Consider the following 16,251-nt stretch of genomic DNA (forward strand, 5'->3'; position numbering starts at 1 on the left):
AGAGGCAAGGGACCACATGTCCAAGCAGGAGTTCACCATCACCGACCTCAAGCGCATCCTCCTCGAGGGCGCGGGCGCCGGCGAGGGCGTCGACCTGGACGGCGACATCCTCGACACCGACCTGGAGGAGCTCGGCTACGAATCGCTGGCGCTGCTGGAGACCGGCGGCCGCATCGAACGCGAGTACGGCATATCGCTGGACGACGACGTCTTCTCGGAGCACCGCACCCCGCGGGCGCTGGTCGCGGCCATCAACATCTACCTCACCGCCCTCGTCAGCGCCTGACCTTCCTTCTTTCCCGATCTTGGAGTACTGAGACATGTCGCAGCAGGACAAGCGGGTCGCCCTCGTCACAGGTGGCACGAGTGGAATCGGGCTCGCCGCGGCCCGCCTCCTGGCCGGCCAGAACCACCGCGTGTTCATCGGCGCGCGCAACGCCGACAACGTCGCCGAAACCGTCAAGCAGCTCCAGGCCGAGGGCCTGGAGGTCGACGGCACCACCCTCGACGTCCGTTCCACCGACGACGCCATCGCCTTCGTCCAGGCCGCGGTCGACCGCTTCGGCCCGGTGGACGTGCTGGTCAACAACGCCGGGCGCAGCGGCGGCGGAGTCACGGCCGACCTCGACGAGAGCCTGTGGCACGACGTCATCGACACGAACCTGAACAGTGTCTTCCGGCTGACGCACGCGGTGCTCAACACCGGCGGCATGCGCCACAAGGACCGCGGCCGCATCATCAACATCGCCTCGACGGCGGGCAAGCAGGGCGTCGTCCTCGGCGCCCCGTACTCCGCCTCGAAGCACGGCGTGGTCGGCTTCACCAAGGCGCTCGGCAACGAGCTGGCGCCGACCGGCATCACCGTGAACGCGGTCTGCCCCGGATACGTCGAGACCCCGATGGCGCAGCGCGTCCGGCAGGGCTACGCGGCCGCGTACAACGCCTCCGAGGACACCATCCTGGAGAAGTTCCAGTCGAAGATCCCGCTCGGCCGCTACTCCACCCCGCAGGAGGTGGCCGGCCTGGTCGGCTACCTGGCCTCGGACACGGCCGCCTCCATCACCTCGCAGGCCCTCAACGTCTGCGGCGGCCTCGGCAACTTCTGAGCCGGCCCGCCGCCCGCCGACGCATCGAACCCGAATTCCAAGGAGCATGACCATGTCGCAGCCCGGCCTGCGCGAGGTGGAGCACGAGATCAAGATCTCGGCGCCGCCCGCCGCCGTCTACCGGCTGATCGCCGAGGTGCAGAACTGGCCGCAGATCTTCCCGCCGACCGTCTACGTCGACCACGTCGAGCGGGGCGAGGGCACCGAGCGCATCCGGATCTGGGCCACCGCCAACGGTGAGCCCAAGAGCTGGACCTCGCGGCGCACCCTCGACCCCGAGAACCTGCGGATCACCTTCCGCCAGGAGGTCTCCGCGCCCCCGATCGCCTCCATGGGCGGCACCTGGATCATCGAGGCCGTCAACCCGGAGGTCTCCCGCGTCCGGCTGCTGCACGACTACCGGGCCGTCGACGACGACCCGAAGAGCCTGGAGTGGATCGACGAGGCCGTCGACCGCAACTCCCGCTCGGAGCTGGCCGCCCTGAAGCAGAACATCGAACTGGCGTACACCGCCGAGGACCTGACCTTCTCCTTCGAGGACACGGTCCAGATCGACGGCTCCGCCAAGGACGTGTACGACTTCATCAACGAGGCCGGTCTGTGGGAGGAGCGGCTGCCGCACGTGGCCAAGGTCCGCCTGGACGAGGACGTCCCCGGCCTGCAGACCCTGGAGATGGACACGCGCGCCAAGGACGGCTCGGTGCACACCACCAAGTCGTACCGGGTGACCTTCCCGCACCACAAGATCGCCTACAAGCAGGTCACCCTGCCGGCGCTGATGACCCTGCACACCGGCTACTGGACCTTCGCGGACAACGCCGACGGCGTCGCCGCGTCCTCCCAGCACACGGTCACCATCAACACCGAGAACATCGCCCGGATCCTGGGGGCACAGGCGACCGTCGCCGACGCCAAGGAGTACGTGCGCACCGCGCTCAGCACCAACAGCCGCGCCACGCTCGGCCACGCCAAGGCGTACGCGGAAGCCAAGGCGGTCTGACCGTGACCGGGGACTTCACGCACACCCAGGTGATCGTGGTCGGCGCCGGACCGGTCGGGCTGATGCTCGCGGGCGAGCTGCGCCTCGCCGGTGCGGACGTGGTGGTCCTCGAGAAGCTGACCGCGCCGACCACGCAGTCGCGGGCGTCGACCCTGCACGCCCGCACCATGGAGATCCTCGACAGCCGCGGCCTGCTCGCGCGGCTCGGCGAGGTGCCCCAGGACGTCATGGGGCACTTCGGGGGGATCCCCCTGAACCTCACGCTTCCCGGCCCGTACCCGGGCCAGTGGAAGGTCCCGCAGACCCGCATGGAGGAGCTGCTGGGGCAGTGGGCGAACGACCTCGGCGCGGACGTCCGGCGCGGCCACGAGCTGACCGGCCTGACCGTGACCGGGGACCACGTCGAGGCGCGGACGCTGCGCCCGGACGGGACGACGGCGTCCTTCCGGGCCAAGTGCCTCGTCGGCTGCGACGGTGAGAACAGCGCGGTGCGCAGGCTGGGCGGCTTCGCCTTCCCCGGCGTGGACGCGGGCCGCGAACTGCTGCGCGCCGACGTGGCCGGCATCGACATACCGAACCGCCGCTTCGAGCGGCTGGAGGGCGGACTGGCCATCGCCGCCCGGCGTCCCGACGGAGTGACCCGGGTGATGGTGCACGAGTTCGGCGCGGTGCCGCGGGGCGCCGCACCGTCCTTCGCCGACCTCGCCGACGCCTGGAAGCGCGTCACCGGGGAGGACATCGGCGGCGGCACGCCGCTGTGGGTGAACTCCTTCGGTGACGCCTCCCGGCAGGCCACCGCCTACCGCGACTTCCGGCTCTTCCTGGCCGGGGACGCCGCCCACCAGCAGATGCCGATCGGCGGCCAGGCCCTCAACCTCGGGCTCCAGGACGCCGTCAACCTCGGCTGGAAACTGGCCGCCCAGGTCCAGGAACGCGGGCCCGAGGGGCTGCTCGACAGCTACCACGACGAGCGCCACGCGGTCGGCGCGCGGGTGCTGAGCAACATCCGGGCGCAGGCCCTGCTGCTGCTGGGCGCCGACGACGTGGACGCGGCCCGGCAGGTCATGGCGGAGCTCGTGGGCGAGGAGAACGTACGGGCCCACCTGGCCGGCATGGTCGCGGGCCTCGACATCCGCTACGACGTCGGGCCGGGCGCCCATCCGCTGCTCGGCCGCCGGCTGCCGCACTGGCAGGTCACCACCGGCGACGGGCCGGCCACCAGCACCTCCCTGCTGCGCGCGGGGCGGGGCGTACTGCTGCTGACCGGCGGCGCCGGACAGGACGCCCTCGCCGCCGCGGCCAGGCCCTGGGAGCCGCTCGTACAGACGGTCGTCGCGACCTCCGCGGCCGGCCGGGACCCGGGCACCGGCGCCCTGCTCGTGCGGCCCGACGGACACGTCGTATGGGTCGGCGACAGCGACAGCGGTTCCAGCGGCGCGGGCGACACCCTCACCACCGCCCTGACCCGCTGGTTCGGCGAACCGAAGACATCAGCCGCAGTGACGGCCAAGAGAAGGAGAACAGGCATGGCAGGCAGGCTCAACGGCAAGACCGCCCTGGTCACTGGTTCCAGCCGCGGCATGGGGCGCGCGACGGCCGTCCGGCTGGCCGCGGAAGGCGCGCTGGTCGCGGTCCACTACACGTCCAACGAGTCGGCGGCCGCGGAGGTCGTCTCCTCCATCGAGAAGGACGGCGGCCGCGCGTTCACCGTCAAGGCCGAACTGGGTGTGCCCGGTGACGTCCACGAGCTGTTCCTGGGCCTGGAGAAGGGACTGCGGGAGCGCACCGGCAGCACCGACCTGGACATCCTGGTCAACAACGCCGGTGTGATGGGCGGCGTCAAGGCCGAGGACACCACGCCCGAGGTCTTCGACCGGCTCTTCTCGGTCAACGCGAAGGCGCCGTTCTTCCTCATCCAGCGGGCGCTGAAGACCATGCCCGACGGCGGACGCATCATCAACATCTCCTCCGGGCTCACCCACTTCGCGAACCCGGACGAGATCGCCTACGCGATGACCAAGGGCGCCGTCGAGCAGCTCGCGCTGCACTTCGCGAAGCTGCTCGGCCCGCGCAACATCACCATCAACAGCGTGGCGCCGGGCATCACCCGCAACGACAACCCGGTGTTCGACATCCCCGAGGCCGTCGAGGCCATGGGCGGCCTGTCCGCCTTCAACCGGGTCGGCGAGCCGGGTGACGTCGCCGACGTGGTGGCCTTCCTGGCCACCGACGAGGCCCGCTGGATCACCGGCTCCTTCGTCGACGCCACCGGCGGGACCCTGCTCGGCTGATCCGCCGACCGGCCCACTCGACCTGACCGACAGGACCACGACCATGGCACTTTCCGTGACCTCGACCACCAGGGCCACCGCCCTGTGGGGCCTGCTGTTCGTCCTCGCGGGCAACATGCTCATCGATGCGCTGGAGGTGTCCGTCGCGCTCGTGGCCCTGCCGTCGATCGGCGCCGAACTAGGACTGGGCGCACCTGGGCTGAGCTGGGTGGTCAGCGGATTCGCGGCGGGGTTCGGCGGGCTGCTCCTCTTCGGCGGCCGGCTGGTCGCCCTGCTCGGCCGCCGCCGGGTCTATCTCGCCGCGCTCGCCGTGTTCGCCGTCGCCTCGCTCGTCGGGGCGCTGGCGGACAGCGCGTACCTGCTGGTCGCGAGCCGCTTCGTGAAGGGGTTCTGCGCGGCGCTGACCGCGCCGACCGGACTGGCCATCATCGCCGCCGTCTTCCCCGAGGGTCCAGCCCGCGGCCGGGCGGTGGCCGTCTACTCGCTCTTCGGCGCGGGCGGCTTCTCGGCCGGGCTGCTGCTGTCCGGGGCGCTCAGCGAGGTGAGCTGGCGCTGGGCGTTCGCGTTCCCGGCGCCGGTCGCGCTGCTGCTCTTCGCCGCCGGGCTGAAGCTGATCCCGCGCGACGAGCCCGGCGAACGCCCGGCGGGCGGGTACGGCGCGCTGGGCGCGCTGACTCTGACGGGTGCGGTGCTGGCCCTGCTGTACGCGGTCACCTCGGTGCCCGGCGCGGGCTGGTACGGCCCGCGTACGGTCGGCGCCTTCGCCCTGGCGGTGCTGCTCGCGGTGGTGTTCGTACGGGTCGAGCTGACCGTACGCCACCCCCTGGTACGCCTCGAACTGCTCGCCCGGGAGCCGCTGGTGCGCTCCGCGCTCGGCGCCGGGGCGCTCAACGGCTCGTACCTGGGGCTGCTTCTGGTGAGCACCCTGCACCTCCAGCAGCGGGCCGGCTGGAGTCCGCTGGAGGCGGGGCTGGCCTTCCTGCCGGCCAGCGCGCCGCTCGCGCTGACCGCGCTGTACTCGGGCCGGATCGCCGCCCGGTTCGGGCCGGCCCGGCTGATCGCGGCGGGCGCCGCGGCGGCGCCGCTCGGGTACGCCCTGTATCCGCGCGACGGGCGCGCGGACGTCTCGTACGCGACCGATGTCCTGCCGACCATGCTGCTGGTCGGGGCGGCCTTCGTGCTCGCCTTCACCGCCTTCCACCTCCAGGCCACCGCGGCGGTGCCGGCCGACCGGCAGGCGGCGGCCGGCGGGCTCTACCAGACCGCCGTGCAGCTGGGCGCGGCCGTGGTGACGGCGGCGGTGGCCGCGCTCTACCCGGCCGGATACGCCCAGGCCCTGCTGCTGGTCACGGCCGTCGGTCTGGGCGGCTTCCTCCTCGCGCTGCGCGGTCTGAGGCCGCGGCGGGCGCAGCCCGCCACCGCTCGCTGATCCCCGCTTGCCTCCCACGACCCCAGAAGGGCACGACCACATGACAGGCACCGCCTTCGTTTTCCCGGGCCAGGGCTCACAGCGCGTGGGCATGGGCAGGGACGTGTGCGCGCTGCGCCCGCGGATCGCCGAGCGCTACTTCCGGGACGCCGACGACGTCCTCGGCATCCCCCTGTCGCGGCTGTGCCTGTACGGGTCCGCCGCCGAGCTGGCCGACCCGGCGGTCGCCCAGCCGGCCGTGTTCCTGACCAGCCTGGTCACCCTCGAGATCCTGCGCGACCTGGGCATGGAGGCGGACGCTGTCGCGGGCCACAGCCTGGGCGAGTACACCGCCCTGACGGCCGCGGGCGTACTGCACTGGACCGACGCGCTGGAGCTGGTGCGGCTGCGCGGCGAACTGGTGGCCACCACCAACGACCGGGTGCCCAGCGCCACGGCCGCCGTCATCGGGCTGAGCCGCGCCGAGGTGCGGTGGCTGTGCGCCGAGGCCGCCCGCGCCACCGGCCGGGTGGTCGAGATCAGCGGCGACAACGAGCCGGGGCAGACCGCGGTGTCCGGAGAGGCCGCGGCGGTGGACCGGCTGATCAGCCTGGCCCGGGCGGCGGGCGCCGTACGGGTCCAGGTGATCGAGACCGGCGGACCGTTCCACACCAGCCTGCTGCACGGCGTCGAGGCCGAGTTCACCGGGGCGCTCGTCGCCACCGACTTCCGCGACCCGCGGATCCCGCTGGTCTCCAGCGTGACCGGCACCGAGGTGACCACCGCCACCGAGGCGGTCGTGGCGCTGCGCGCGCAGCTCACCAGCGAGGTGCGGTGGACGGAGACGGTACGGCTCCTCGCCGGCCGCGGCACCACCCGCTTCGTGGAGGTGGGGCCCGGACTGGTACTGACCGCTCTGGGCCGCCGCATCGCGCCCCGCACCCGGGCGCTGGCCACCGGCACCACCCGCCAACTCGGCCTGACCGTGAGCGCCTTCGCCGCGGCGCGCGCGGTTTCGGCTGCCTGACCACTCGATCGACGTATGAGAGTTGAGGAAACGATGCCCGAAGCAGACGGCACGATCGTGAGCCGGATCGCCGAGCTCACCGAGATCAAGGACGCGGCCCGGCGCGGCACGGATCCGGCCGCCACCGAGCGTCAGCACGCCAAGGGCAAGCTGACCGCGCACGAGCGGATCGCTCTGCTGTTGGACAAGGGATCGTTCAACGAGGTGGAGCCGCTGCGCAGGCACCGGGCGAGCGGGTTCGGACTGGAGGCGAAGAAGCCGCACGGCGACGGAGTCGTCACCGGCTGGGGCACGGTCGGCGGGCGCACCGTCTTCGTCTACGCCCACGACTTCCGCGTCTTCGGCGGCGCGCTCGGCGAGGCCCACGCCCAGAAGATCCACAAGATCATGGACCTGGCCGAAGCCGCCGGCGCTCCGCTGGTCTCGCTCAACGACGGTGCCGGCGCCCGCATCCAGGAAGGCGTCTCCGCGCTCGCCGGATACGGCGGCATCTTCCAGCGCAACACGAGAGCCTCCGGTGTGATCCCGCAGATCTCGGTGATGCTCGGCCCCTGCGCCGGCGGCGCCGCCTACTCCCCGGCGCTCACCGACTTCGTGTTCATGGTCCGCGAGACCTCGCAGATGTTCATCACCGGCCCCGATGTCGTCAAGGCCGTCACCGGCGAGGAGATCACCCAGAACGGCCTCGGCGGCGCGGACGTCCACTCCTCCGTCTCCGGCGTGTCCCACTTCGCCTACGACGACGAGGAACACTGCATCGAGGACGTCCGCTACCTGCTCTCCCTGCTGCCCGCCAACAACCGCGAACGCTCCCCCGTCGAACACTCCGGCGACAGCCCCGACCGGCTCACCGACGCCCTCCTGGACCTCGTGCCCTCCGATCCCGGACAGGCCTACGACATCCGCAAGGTCATCGAGGAGATCGTCGACGACGGCGAGTACTTCGAAATCCACGCGGCCTGGGCCACCAACATCGTCTGCGCCCTGACCCGCCTCGACGGCCACGTCATCGGCATCGTCGCCAACCAGCCGGCCTCCATGGCCGGCGTCCTCGACATCGACGCCTCCGAGAAGGCCGCGAGGTTCGTCCAGTTCTGCGACGCCTTCAACATCCCCCTCGTCACCCTCGTCGACGTGCCCGGCTTCCTGCCCGGCGTCGACCAGGAACACAACGGCATCATCCGGCGCGGCGCGAAACTCCTCTACGCCTACTGCAACGCCACCGTCCCGCGCATCTCGCTGGTCCTGCGCAAGGCCTACGGCGGCGCCTACATCGTCATGGACTCCCGCTCCATCGGCGCCGACCTCGCCCTGGCCTGGCCCACCAACGAGATCGCCGTCATGGGCGCCGAAGGCGCGGCCAACGTCGTCTTCCGCCGCGAGATCAACGCCGCCGAAGACCCCGAGACCGTCCGCGCCGAGCGCATCGCCGAGTACAAGGACGAGCTGATGCACCCCTATTACGCGGCCGAACGAGGCCTGATCGACGACGTCATCGACCCCCGCCAAACCCGCTCGATGCTCATCCGCTCCCTCGACATGCTCCGCACCAAACACGCCGACCTGCCCGCCCGCAAGCACGGAAACCCCCCGCAGTGACCACGCCGCAGAACACCGAGCCACCGAACACCGAGCCACCGAACACAGGGAAGACTTCCATGCCGGAGAAGAACACCGTCCTGGTCACCGCGGCCACCGGAAACGTGGGCCCGCACGCGGTCCGCCAGCTGCTGGCGGCCGGCGTCAACGTCCGGGCGCTGGTACTCAAGGACGACCCGAACATCGGCCGGCTGCCGCAGGGCACCGAACTCTACGAGGGGGACCTGCGCGACCCGGACAGCCTGGACGCGGCGCTGGACGGCGTCGACGGCGTGTTCCTGATGTGGCCGTTCTTCACCACCTCGGTGGAGAGCGCGCCCGCCGTCGTACGGAAGATCGAGGCCGCGGCCCGCCGGGTCGTGCTCGCCTCCTCCATCGGCGTGCACATCGGGCTGGAGCGCGTCGACAACAACTGCCACGCCTACATCGAGGAGCTGCTGGAGGCGACCACCCTGGAGTGGACCTTCCTGCGGACGACCGGCTTCCAGGCCAACGCCCTCGGCTTCGCCGCGCAGATCAAGGCCGGCGACACGGTGTACTTCCCGTACGGCGCGGCCGTGCGCACCTCGGTGCACGAGGGCGACGTGGCGGCGGTCGCCGTGGCCTCGCTCACCGAGGCGGGCACGGCGCACGCCGGGCAGAAGTACCTGGTGACGGGGCCCGAGGAGCTGTCCCAGGAGGAGCAGGTCCGCATCATCGGCGAGGTCGTCGGGCGGGAGCTGGGCTGGCAGGACGTGGAGCACGAGGCCGCCCGCGCCGCCATGGTCGGCTCCGGCTGGCCGCCCTCCTACGCGGACGGCGCGCTCGACTACTTCTCGATGCTCACCAAGGAACCTGAGCTGGGGTCCACGGTCGTGCAGGACGTGACCGGCCGGCCCGCCCGCACCTTCCGCGCCTGGGCCGAGGAGCATGCCGCGGCCTTCCGCGCCGACGCTTGATTTCCCCGACGGGCCTACGGGCCTACGTACCAACGGAGTTTCCCCATGTCATCCCAACCCGCGCGCCGTCCCCGGCCGGAGGTCGGCTTCGTCACCTTCGGTGTGCTGAGGGCGGACACGCCCGAGACCGCCGCCGAACTCACCGCGATCCTCACCGGTGAGGTGGAGGGCTGGGTGCGGCACACACCCGGCTTCATCTCCTCGCGCGTGCACCTGAGCGCCGACGGCACCACCGTCGTCAACTGCGGTGAGTGGACGACCGAGGCGGCGTACCGGACCTCGTTCCAGGAGAACCCGGCCGGCGGGGTGCTGCACACGCTGGGCTCGCGGTCCGGTGTGCTGGCGGCGACGGTCTTCTCGGGCACGCCCGCCCCCGGCGTCGAGGGCCCGCAGGTGACGGAGCAGCCCGGTGTCGTGGTGATCGCGACCCGGCACCTGGACGGCCACGAGTCGGCCCGCCGGGTGCTGGACCTGCTCTCCGACAGCGGCGAGTGGAAGCGCGACTTCCCCGGGTTCATCTCGGCCACCCCCTATCTCAACCGGGACGGCACCACCTTCATCAACTACCCGATGTGGGTGAACGAGGTCGCCTACCAGGCGTGGATGGCGGACCCGCGGATCTCCCAGGGCCAGGAGGAGCTCGCCCGGCTCGAAGTGGCTCCGCCCGAGTACCTGCTGTGCACCGTGGCCGCCCAGGTGGACGCGGCTCCCCGAGCCTTCATGGAAGAGGCGACCCGATGACTGCCATCACAGACGACGACACCACCGCCGCGGACTCGCGGTCGGTGGAGGCCGCGCTGGACGCGCTCTGGGAGACGATCTACGACCCGCAGAGCCGCGACATCGTCGACGGCCTCGGCATCGGCCGCGACGCGCGGATCCTCGAACTGGGCGCCGGCGCCGGCTCCATGGCGTACTGGCTCGCCGAGCGCGCCGACCACGGCTCGGTGCTCGCCGTCGACACCGACACCAGCAAGCTCGACGCGGGCCGCGCCGCCAACCTGACCGTACGGCAGGCCGATGTCGCCGAGGCCGATTTCGAGCCGGGCTCCTTCGACCTGATCTTCGCCCGGGCGTTCTTCGAGCACCTGGAGCGGCCCGAGGAGGTGCTGCGCCGCGCGGTCGGGTGGCTGACCCCGGGCGGCCGGCTGGTGGTGGAGGACTTCTACTTCCTGCCCAGCGAGCACTGCGCCACCGATGCGGGCCGCTCGCTGGTCGGCGCGTACCTCAAGGGCTGGGAGGCCGCCGGGGCCGACATGCACTGGGGCCGGCGCCTCCCGGCGACCCTGGCGCGGGCCGGCCTGGAAGCGGTGGACCTGCGGGTGACTCCGCTGGGTCCGGGCCAGCACGCCGTCGACAACGAACTGATGCGGCTGCGGATGAAGCTCCAGGGTTCCGGGCTCGTGGAACGGGGCCTGGTCAGCGCCGAGGACCTGGCGGCCTTCGTCGCCAACCTCGACGACCCGCGGGCGCGGGACGTGACGACGCTGCTCTTCTCCGCCTCCGGCCGCCGCCCCACCGCCCCCCGAGGAGAGGCATGATGACGACTTCCCCGTCGACCCGACCCGCGGGGCGCGGCCAGGCGGCCACCCTCGTCCTGGCCGGCACCCTGACCATCATGGCGGGCGCGACCGTGGCGCCCGCGATCCCGGGCATCCGCGAGGCGTTCGCGGACACCCCCAACGCGGACCTGCTCGCGCGCATGATCACGACCACGCACGCGCTGGCGATCGTGCTGTTCTCGCCGGTCGCCGGCTATGTCGTGGAGCGGCTCGGCCGCAAGCGCGCGCTGGTCACCGGCATGATCGCGTTCGGCGTGGGCGGCAGCTCCGGCGCGTACCTCCCCGACCTCATCAGCATGCTGGTCGGACGCGCGGTGCTCGGCATCGGCGTCTCGCTGATCATGACGAGCAGCATCGCCATGATCGCGGACCTGTACGAGGGCGCCGACCGCCAGCGCCTGCTGGGCCGGCAGGCGGCGGCGGGCTCGTTCGGCGGTGTGGTGCTGCTGCTCGGCGGCGGCGCGCTGGCGGGCCTGGACTGGCGGGTGGTGTTCCTGATCTACCTGCTCGGTGCGCTGCTGATCATCCCGGCACTGGCCTTCCTCCCGAAGGGCCGCACGGCCGCCCCGGCGTCCGTCGCCTCGGGCAAGGGCGCGAGCGCGGGGCCGAAGGCGAGGGTGCCGGCGGGCATCCTGGCGGCGCTGGCCGCGATGATGCTGGGTCAGGTCGCCTTCTACTCCGTGCCGGTCCAGGTCCCCTTCCTGGTGGAGGACCACTTCAAGGCCGCCTCGGTGGTCTCCGGGGCGGTGATGGCGGTGCAGACCTTCACCACCGGCATGGTGGCGATGCGGTTCGCGTTCTTCCGGCGGCTCGCCGGTGAGTACAGCCTCGCCGCGCTGTCCTTCCTCTGCATCGGAATCGGCTACCTGATCCTGGCGCTGGCCCCCAATGTGGCGGTGCTGGTGGTGGCCCTGCTGGTCATGGGCACCGGTCTCGGCTTCCTGATGCCGAACCTGAACAACTGGGTGCTGGCCGAGGCGCCCGCGCAGGTGCGGGCCCGGTACGCGGGCCTGCTGACCACCGCGCTGTTCCTCGGGCAGTTCCTGGCGCCGATCGTGACCCAGCCGGTGGTCGGCTCGCTGGGCATCCAGCCCACCTTCGGGGTCGTCGCCGGGGCGGCGCTGCTCGTCGCGGTGGCCTACTGGCTGGGCAGCCGCCGCGTCGCGGGACGCCGGCAGCCCGCCGCCGCGGACGGCGCCGACGACGACGCCGCCGACCCGCAGGGCGCCGATCACCGCGCCGTCCGGGAGCTGATGGACCGGCACCTGCTGGCGCTGGAGTCGATCGGCCGCGACGGCTCCGGTCGGGCGCGGAGCGAGGACGTCTTCACCGAGGACGTCCGGATCGGCTACCCGGACGGCACCGAACGCGACGCCGAGGGTCTGGACGCCTTCCACGAGCGGGCACGCGGCTCCTGGGGCGCGGTGCAGGAGGTCAACGCGCAGTACGCCATCGAGCTGGACGGCGACCGCGCGGTGGTGACGGTCCACCAGATCGTCACGCACGCCGCCGACCTGGACGTCATCGGCCACTACGAGGCCCACGCGGTGCGCACCGCCGGGGGCTGGCGGTTCGCCCGGCTGACCGTACGGACCGTCGAGCCCGTCACCGGCTGAAGGGACCGCACGCCCATGGACACGAACCAGGACAGGCATCCGGACACGGGCCCGAACACGGGTCCCGACACGGCCGTCGGCGGGGCCGCCGTGCGGGTCGAGATCGCGCTCGATCTCACCTGCGTCCACTCCTACATCGGCTACACCCGCTTCGCGCGGGCCGCCCGCCGCCACCGCGCGGCGGGCGGCCGGGTCGACGTGGTGTTCCTCCCCTTCCAGGTGTCGCCGGACGCCCCGCGGGAGGGCCGCCCCCTGGCGGACGTGCACCTCCGCTTCTTCGGCAGCGCGGAGGCGGCACGGGAGGCGACCGCCGCGATGGCCGCCACCGGCGCCCGGGACGGCCTGGAGCTCGACTTCGCGCGGGCCGTGCACGTGAACACCTTCGAGGCGCACCGGCTGCTGGCCGGCGCGGCGGCCCAAGGGCGGGCGGAGCCGATGGCCGAGCGCCTGTTCCGGGCCTACCTGACGGACGGGCTGAACATCGGCGATCCCGCCGTGCTCAGCCGGCTCGCCGCCGAGGCCGGCGTACGGCCCGATCCGGTGGAGGCCGGGGCGCTGGCCGCCGAGCTGGCCCGGGTGCGGGCCCTGGGCATCCGGTCCGTCCCGGTGTTCCGCTTCGACGGCGGGTCCACGGTGACCGGCGCGCTGCCCGACGAGCACTTCCACCGCGCCTTCGCGGCCCTGCCGGCCGCGGCCGGCGGCTGAACTCCCCCCTTCCCCTTCCCCTTCGCTTCCGATCCCCCTGCCCCGTGATCTCGATTCCTCTGGAGAACCCCATGCGTACGAAGTCCACGCGCCCGTCCCGGGGCGTCGCGGCGTTCGGCCTGCTGCTCGCGCTGGCCGCGACCACGGGCATCGCCCCCGCCGCCGCCCAGGAGGTGGTCCCGCGGACCCCGGCCGTCGAGGAGGCGGCCGCCCGGCGCCAGGTGCTGGACATCAGTTCCTCGGCCGAGCGCCTTCAGGTACCGGCCACCGCGCGTCCCGGCATCACCACCTTCCGGGTGACCACCACCGACCCGAAGTCGGGCTGGGTGTCGCTGGTCCGCCCGAAGCCGGGCGTGACCTTCGAGGAGTTCCGCTCCTCGCTGCTGAAGATCATCAACCACACCGGTCCGGACATCATCGAGGGCAGCGCCGAGCTGCGCGAGCGGGCCGAGATCATCGGCGGCACGGTGATCCACCCGAACCTGCCGGCCTCCTTCACCAAGGTCCTGGAGCCCGGCACGTACTGGTACTTCGACTACCAGAGCATCCGCGACGCGAACCCGCGCCACGGCGTCCTGAGCGTCTCCGGCCCCGTTGTCACCGCTCCGGCGCCCGCCCCCTCGGCGGTGCTCACGGGCCGCATGGTGGAGGGTCAGCCGCACTGGGACCTGGAGGGCCAGGTGAAGGCCGGGCGGCCGATCCTGTTCCGCAACGCCATGCCGACGGACCAGAACATCGAGGCGATCTTCTTCCGCCTGGAGGACGACGTCACGGAGGAAGACCTCAAGGCCTACATCGACGAGTTCAGCGACAACGGCCAGTTCCCGGACCACTCCGGCGCCCTGGACCTCGCACAGGGCACCGGTGGTCTGCCGATGAACTCCGGCCAGAGCTCGCTGCTGGAGCTCACCCTGCGGCCGGGCCGCTACGCGGTCGTCGACTTCTTCGTCGACGCCAAGGAAGGAACGATCTTCATCAAGCGCGGCCACTGGAAGATCTTCGAGGTCAAGTAGGCCAGGTAGGCCAGGTGGGCCAGGCAGGCCGGATTTCGAAGAAGACGACCGAGGGAGATGACGACATGACCGAACTCATCCGCATCGAGAAGGATTTGTTCCCCGGACCCGGACGAACCGGCCGACGCGCCGGCGGAGCGGCCACATGACGCTGATCGCCGCCACGCGGACCACGCGTCGGCCGGCTTCGACGGCCGACCCGGACAGCATCTGATGTCCGGCGGCACGCACACTCCCATCCACACGCTGCTGTGCCGTCGGATCGCCTGGTCGCTGCGGCGGCCCCTGCTGCCCGCACGGCCGGCGCGGCCCCTACGGCCGCGGCCCCGCCAGGAGTACTGATCACATGTCAGAGCCGTCGCGCCCCGGCGCTCCAGAGGTTCGCGCCATCACGCTCGACGCCGGTGGCATCCCGATCTCGGCGCTGCTCGCCGAGCCGCGCTCGCTGCCGCCGCGCGCCGTCGTGGTGGCCGTGCACGGCGGAGGGATGAGCGCCGGCTACTTCGACAGCCGGGCCCGCCCCGGCCTCTCGCTGCTGGAGCTGGGCGCCGCACTCGGGTACACCGTGCTGTCCGTGGACCGGCCCGGATACGGCCTGTCGGCCACGCACCTGCCGCAGGGGCAGTGCGTGGCGGACCAGGCGGCGACCCTGCACGCCGCACTCGCCGACTTCGCCGCCTGCCGTCCCACCGGCGGGGGCTTCTTCCTCGTCGCCCACTCCAACGGCGGCAAACTCGCGCTGGCCGCCGCGGCCGTCGCCCGGGACGGCGACCGGCTGCTGGGCCTGGACATCTCGGGACTGGGCAACCGGCTCGCCGTCGCCCCGCACCAGTTGCCGGGCCGCGACGGCCACGGCGACTGGCGCCGGCACTGGGGCGCCCTGCGGCTGTATCCGCCGGACGCCTTCCGGCTCGGCCGCGCCCTGGTGTCCCCGGTGCCGGCCGGCGAGGCGCGGGAGGGCCCGCAATGGCCCGAGCTGTACCCGGACATCGCCGCGCGCGTACGGGTGCCGGTCCGGTTCACCTTCGCCGAACAGGAGCAGTGGTGGCACTTCGACGAGGACGCCGTCGCCGCACTGACCCGGCCGCTGGCGGCCCCCACGGTGCGGGTCGAACGGCTGCCGGACGCGGGGCACAACATCAGCCTCGGCTGGGCCGCCCGTACGTACCACCTACGGGCGCTCGGGTTCCTGGAGGAGCGGCTGCTGGCGCTGGACGCCGCGCCGGCCGGGAAGCGGACCGTGCCGGGGCCGCGCCGGCCGCAGCCCGACGGCCCGCCCGACGACGGGCTCCACGCCCGGCACCCGGCCGCGCACCGGCCCCGTACGCACGTGTGAAGATCCGACCGAACGCAGAGGAGAACGTCATGAGGAACGACCTCCGGCACCGGACCGAGCAGGGTGGCAAGGACAACGCGGCCCGTCGGCGGGTCCGGCCGGTACGCCCCGCGCTGCTGGCCGGCGAGGAGCGCGAGGCGCCCGAACGCCACATCTTCCGCGGCACCGACTGACCGCCGCGAGCGCGGCGACGAGCGGAACGGGAGCGACCCGGTGGCACGCCCTGAGGGGGGCGGGCCGCCGGGTCGCTCCCGTGCGCGAGGGCGCCGATGGCGGTGGTGGACATCGGGGGCTCCTCAGCGGGTGACGGTCCAGGTGTCGGTGCCGTGCAGGAGGGTGCTGAGATCGCCCTTGCCGTGTTGTTCGACGGCGGTGTCGAGCTGGTCGGCCATGAGGGTGTCGTAGACGGGGCGTTCGGTGCTGCGGAAGACGCCGATGGGGGTGTGGTGGAGGGTGTCGGGGTCGGCGAGGCGGGAGAGGGCGAAGGCGGTGGTGGGGCTGGCCGCGTGGGCGTCGTGGACGAGGATGCGGTGCTCGTTGTCGGGGGTGACGGTCACGACTTCGAGGTCTCCGGTCCGCTGGTCGCGGACGACGCCCTTGGTGTGGTCGGCGCCGAAGCGGATGGGTTGTCCGTGTTCGAGGCGGATGAC

The 16,251-nt window shown here is 72.4% G+C and carries 15 protein-coding genes and 1 pseudogene; 15 read left to right on the forward strand and 1 reads right to left on the reverse strand.

Annotation, left to right across the window (positions count from 1 at the left end; genetic code table 11):
- Positions 1–16 precede the first annotated feature (16 nt).
- From ACWDYJ_RS28230 to ACWDYJ_RS28300, 15 genes are all read left to right on the forward strand, one after another.
- Positions 17–286, forward strand: a complete 270-nt coding sequence (locus ACWDYJ_RS28230) for an acyl carrier protein (RefSeq protein ID WP_451568412.1) — start codon at positions 17–19, stop codon at positions 284–286.
- Positions 287–320: 34 nt separating this feature from the next.
- Entirely contained in the window at positions 321–1,106 is a 786-nt protein-coding gene (gene fabG / locus ACWDYJ_RS28235; RefSeq protein ID WP_451568413.1) for a 3-oxoacyl-ACP reductase FabG, read from the forward strand.
- 52 nt (positions 1,107–1,158) lie between these two features.
- Entirely contained in the window at positions 1,159–2,106 is a 948-nt protein-coding gene (locus ACWDYJ_RS28240) for an aromatase/cyclase (protein WP_451568414.1), read from the forward strand.
- Between the two features lie 2 nt (positions 2,107–2,108).
- Positions 2,109–4,397, forward strand: a complete 2,289-nt coding sequence (locus ACWDYJ_RS28245; protein ID WP_451568415.1) for an SDR family oxidoreductase — start codon at positions 2,109–2,111, stop codon at positions 4,395–4,397.
- Positions 4,398–4,440: 43 nt separating this feature from the next.
- Entirely contained in the window at positions 4,441–5,826 is a 1,386-nt protein-coding gene (locus ACWDYJ_RS28250) for an MFS transporter (protein WP_451568416.1), read from the forward strand.
- Between the two features lie 40 nt (positions 5,827–5,866).
- The gene (locus ACWDYJ_RS28255) at positions 5,867–6,832 is read left to right on the forward strand and encodes an ACP S-malonyltransferase (protein WP_451568417.1); all 966 of its coding nucleotides are present in this window, start codon (positions 5,867–5,869) and stop codon (positions 6,830–6,832) included.
- A gap of 33 nt (positions 6,833–6,865) precedes the next feature.
- Positions 6,866–8,431 carry an acyl-CoA carboxylase subunit beta gene (locus tag ACWDYJ_RS28260; RefSeq protein ID WP_451568418.1) on the forward strand — a complete coding sequence of 522 codons (1,566 nt, stop codon included), beginning with the start codon at positions 6,866–6,868 and terminating at the stop codon, positions 8,429–8,431.
- Between the two features lie 59 nt (positions 8,432–8,490).
- Entirely contained in the window at positions 8,491–9,369 is an 879-nt protein-coding gene (locus ACWDYJ_RS28265; RefSeq protein ID WP_451568419.1) for an SDR family oxidoreductase, read from the forward strand.
- 45 nt (positions 9,370–9,414) lie between these two features.
- Positions 9,415–10,110 (forward strand): antibiotic biosynthesis monooxygenase, encoded by a 696-nt coding sequence (locus ACWDYJ_RS28270; protein WP_451568420.1) that lies wholly within the window; start codon positions 9,415–9,417, stop codon positions 10,108–10,110.
- Complete coding sequence (locus tag ACWDYJ_RS28275) at positions 10,107–10,910, forward strand: methyltransferase domain-containing protein (RefSeq protein ID WP_451568421.1); 804 nt, start codon at positions 10,107–10,109, stop codon at positions 10,908–10,910. Before ACWDYJ_RS28270 ends, ACWDYJ_RS28275 begins: the two co-directional genes overlap by 4 nt.
- On the forward strand, positions 10,907–12,547 hold the full coding sequence (locus ACWDYJ_RS28280; RefSeq protein ID WP_451568422.1) for an MFS transporter: 1,641 nt from the start codon (positions 10,907–10,909) through the stop codon (positions 12,545–12,547). The genes ACWDYJ_RS28275 and ACWDYJ_RS28280 overlap by 4 nt, the downstream gene beginning before the upstream one ends.
- Before the next feature lie 15 nt (positions 12,548–12,562).
- A complete protein-coding gene (locus ACWDYJ_RS28285) occupies positions 12,563–13,252 on the forward strand; it encodes a DsbA family protein (RefSeq protein ID WP_451568423.1) in 690 nt (229 codons plus the stop codon).
- A gap of 71 nt (positions 13,253–13,323) precedes the next feature.
- Positions 13,324–14,265: a hypothetical protein gene (locus tag ACWDYJ_RS28290; protein ID WP_451568424.1), complete on the forward strand. Its 942-nt coding sequence runs from the start codon at positions 13,324–13,326 to the stop codon at positions 14,263–14,265.
- A gap of 346 nt (positions 14,266–14,611) precedes the next feature.
- Complete coding sequence (locus ACWDYJ_RS28295; protein WP_451568425.1) at positions 14,612–15,601, forward strand: alpha/beta hydrolase; 990 nt, start codon at positions 14,612–14,614, stop codon at positions 15,599–15,601.
- Between the two features lie 29 nt (positions 15,602–15,630).
- A complete protein-coding gene (locus tag ACWDYJ_RS28300; RefSeq protein ID WP_451568426.1) occupies positions 15,631–15,774 on the forward strand; it encodes a hypothetical protein in 144 nt (47 codons plus the stop codon).
- A gap of 123 nt (positions 15,775–15,897) precedes the next feature.
- Here the strand turns inward: ACWDYJ_RS28300 and ACWDYJ_RS28305 are convergent.
- Positions 15,898–16,251: pseudogene (locus ACWDYJ_RS28305) on the reverse strand (2-oxoacid:ferredoxin oxidoreductase subunit beta); the annotation flags it as partial.

Source organism: Streptomyces sp. NPDC003042 (assembly GCF_053591315.1).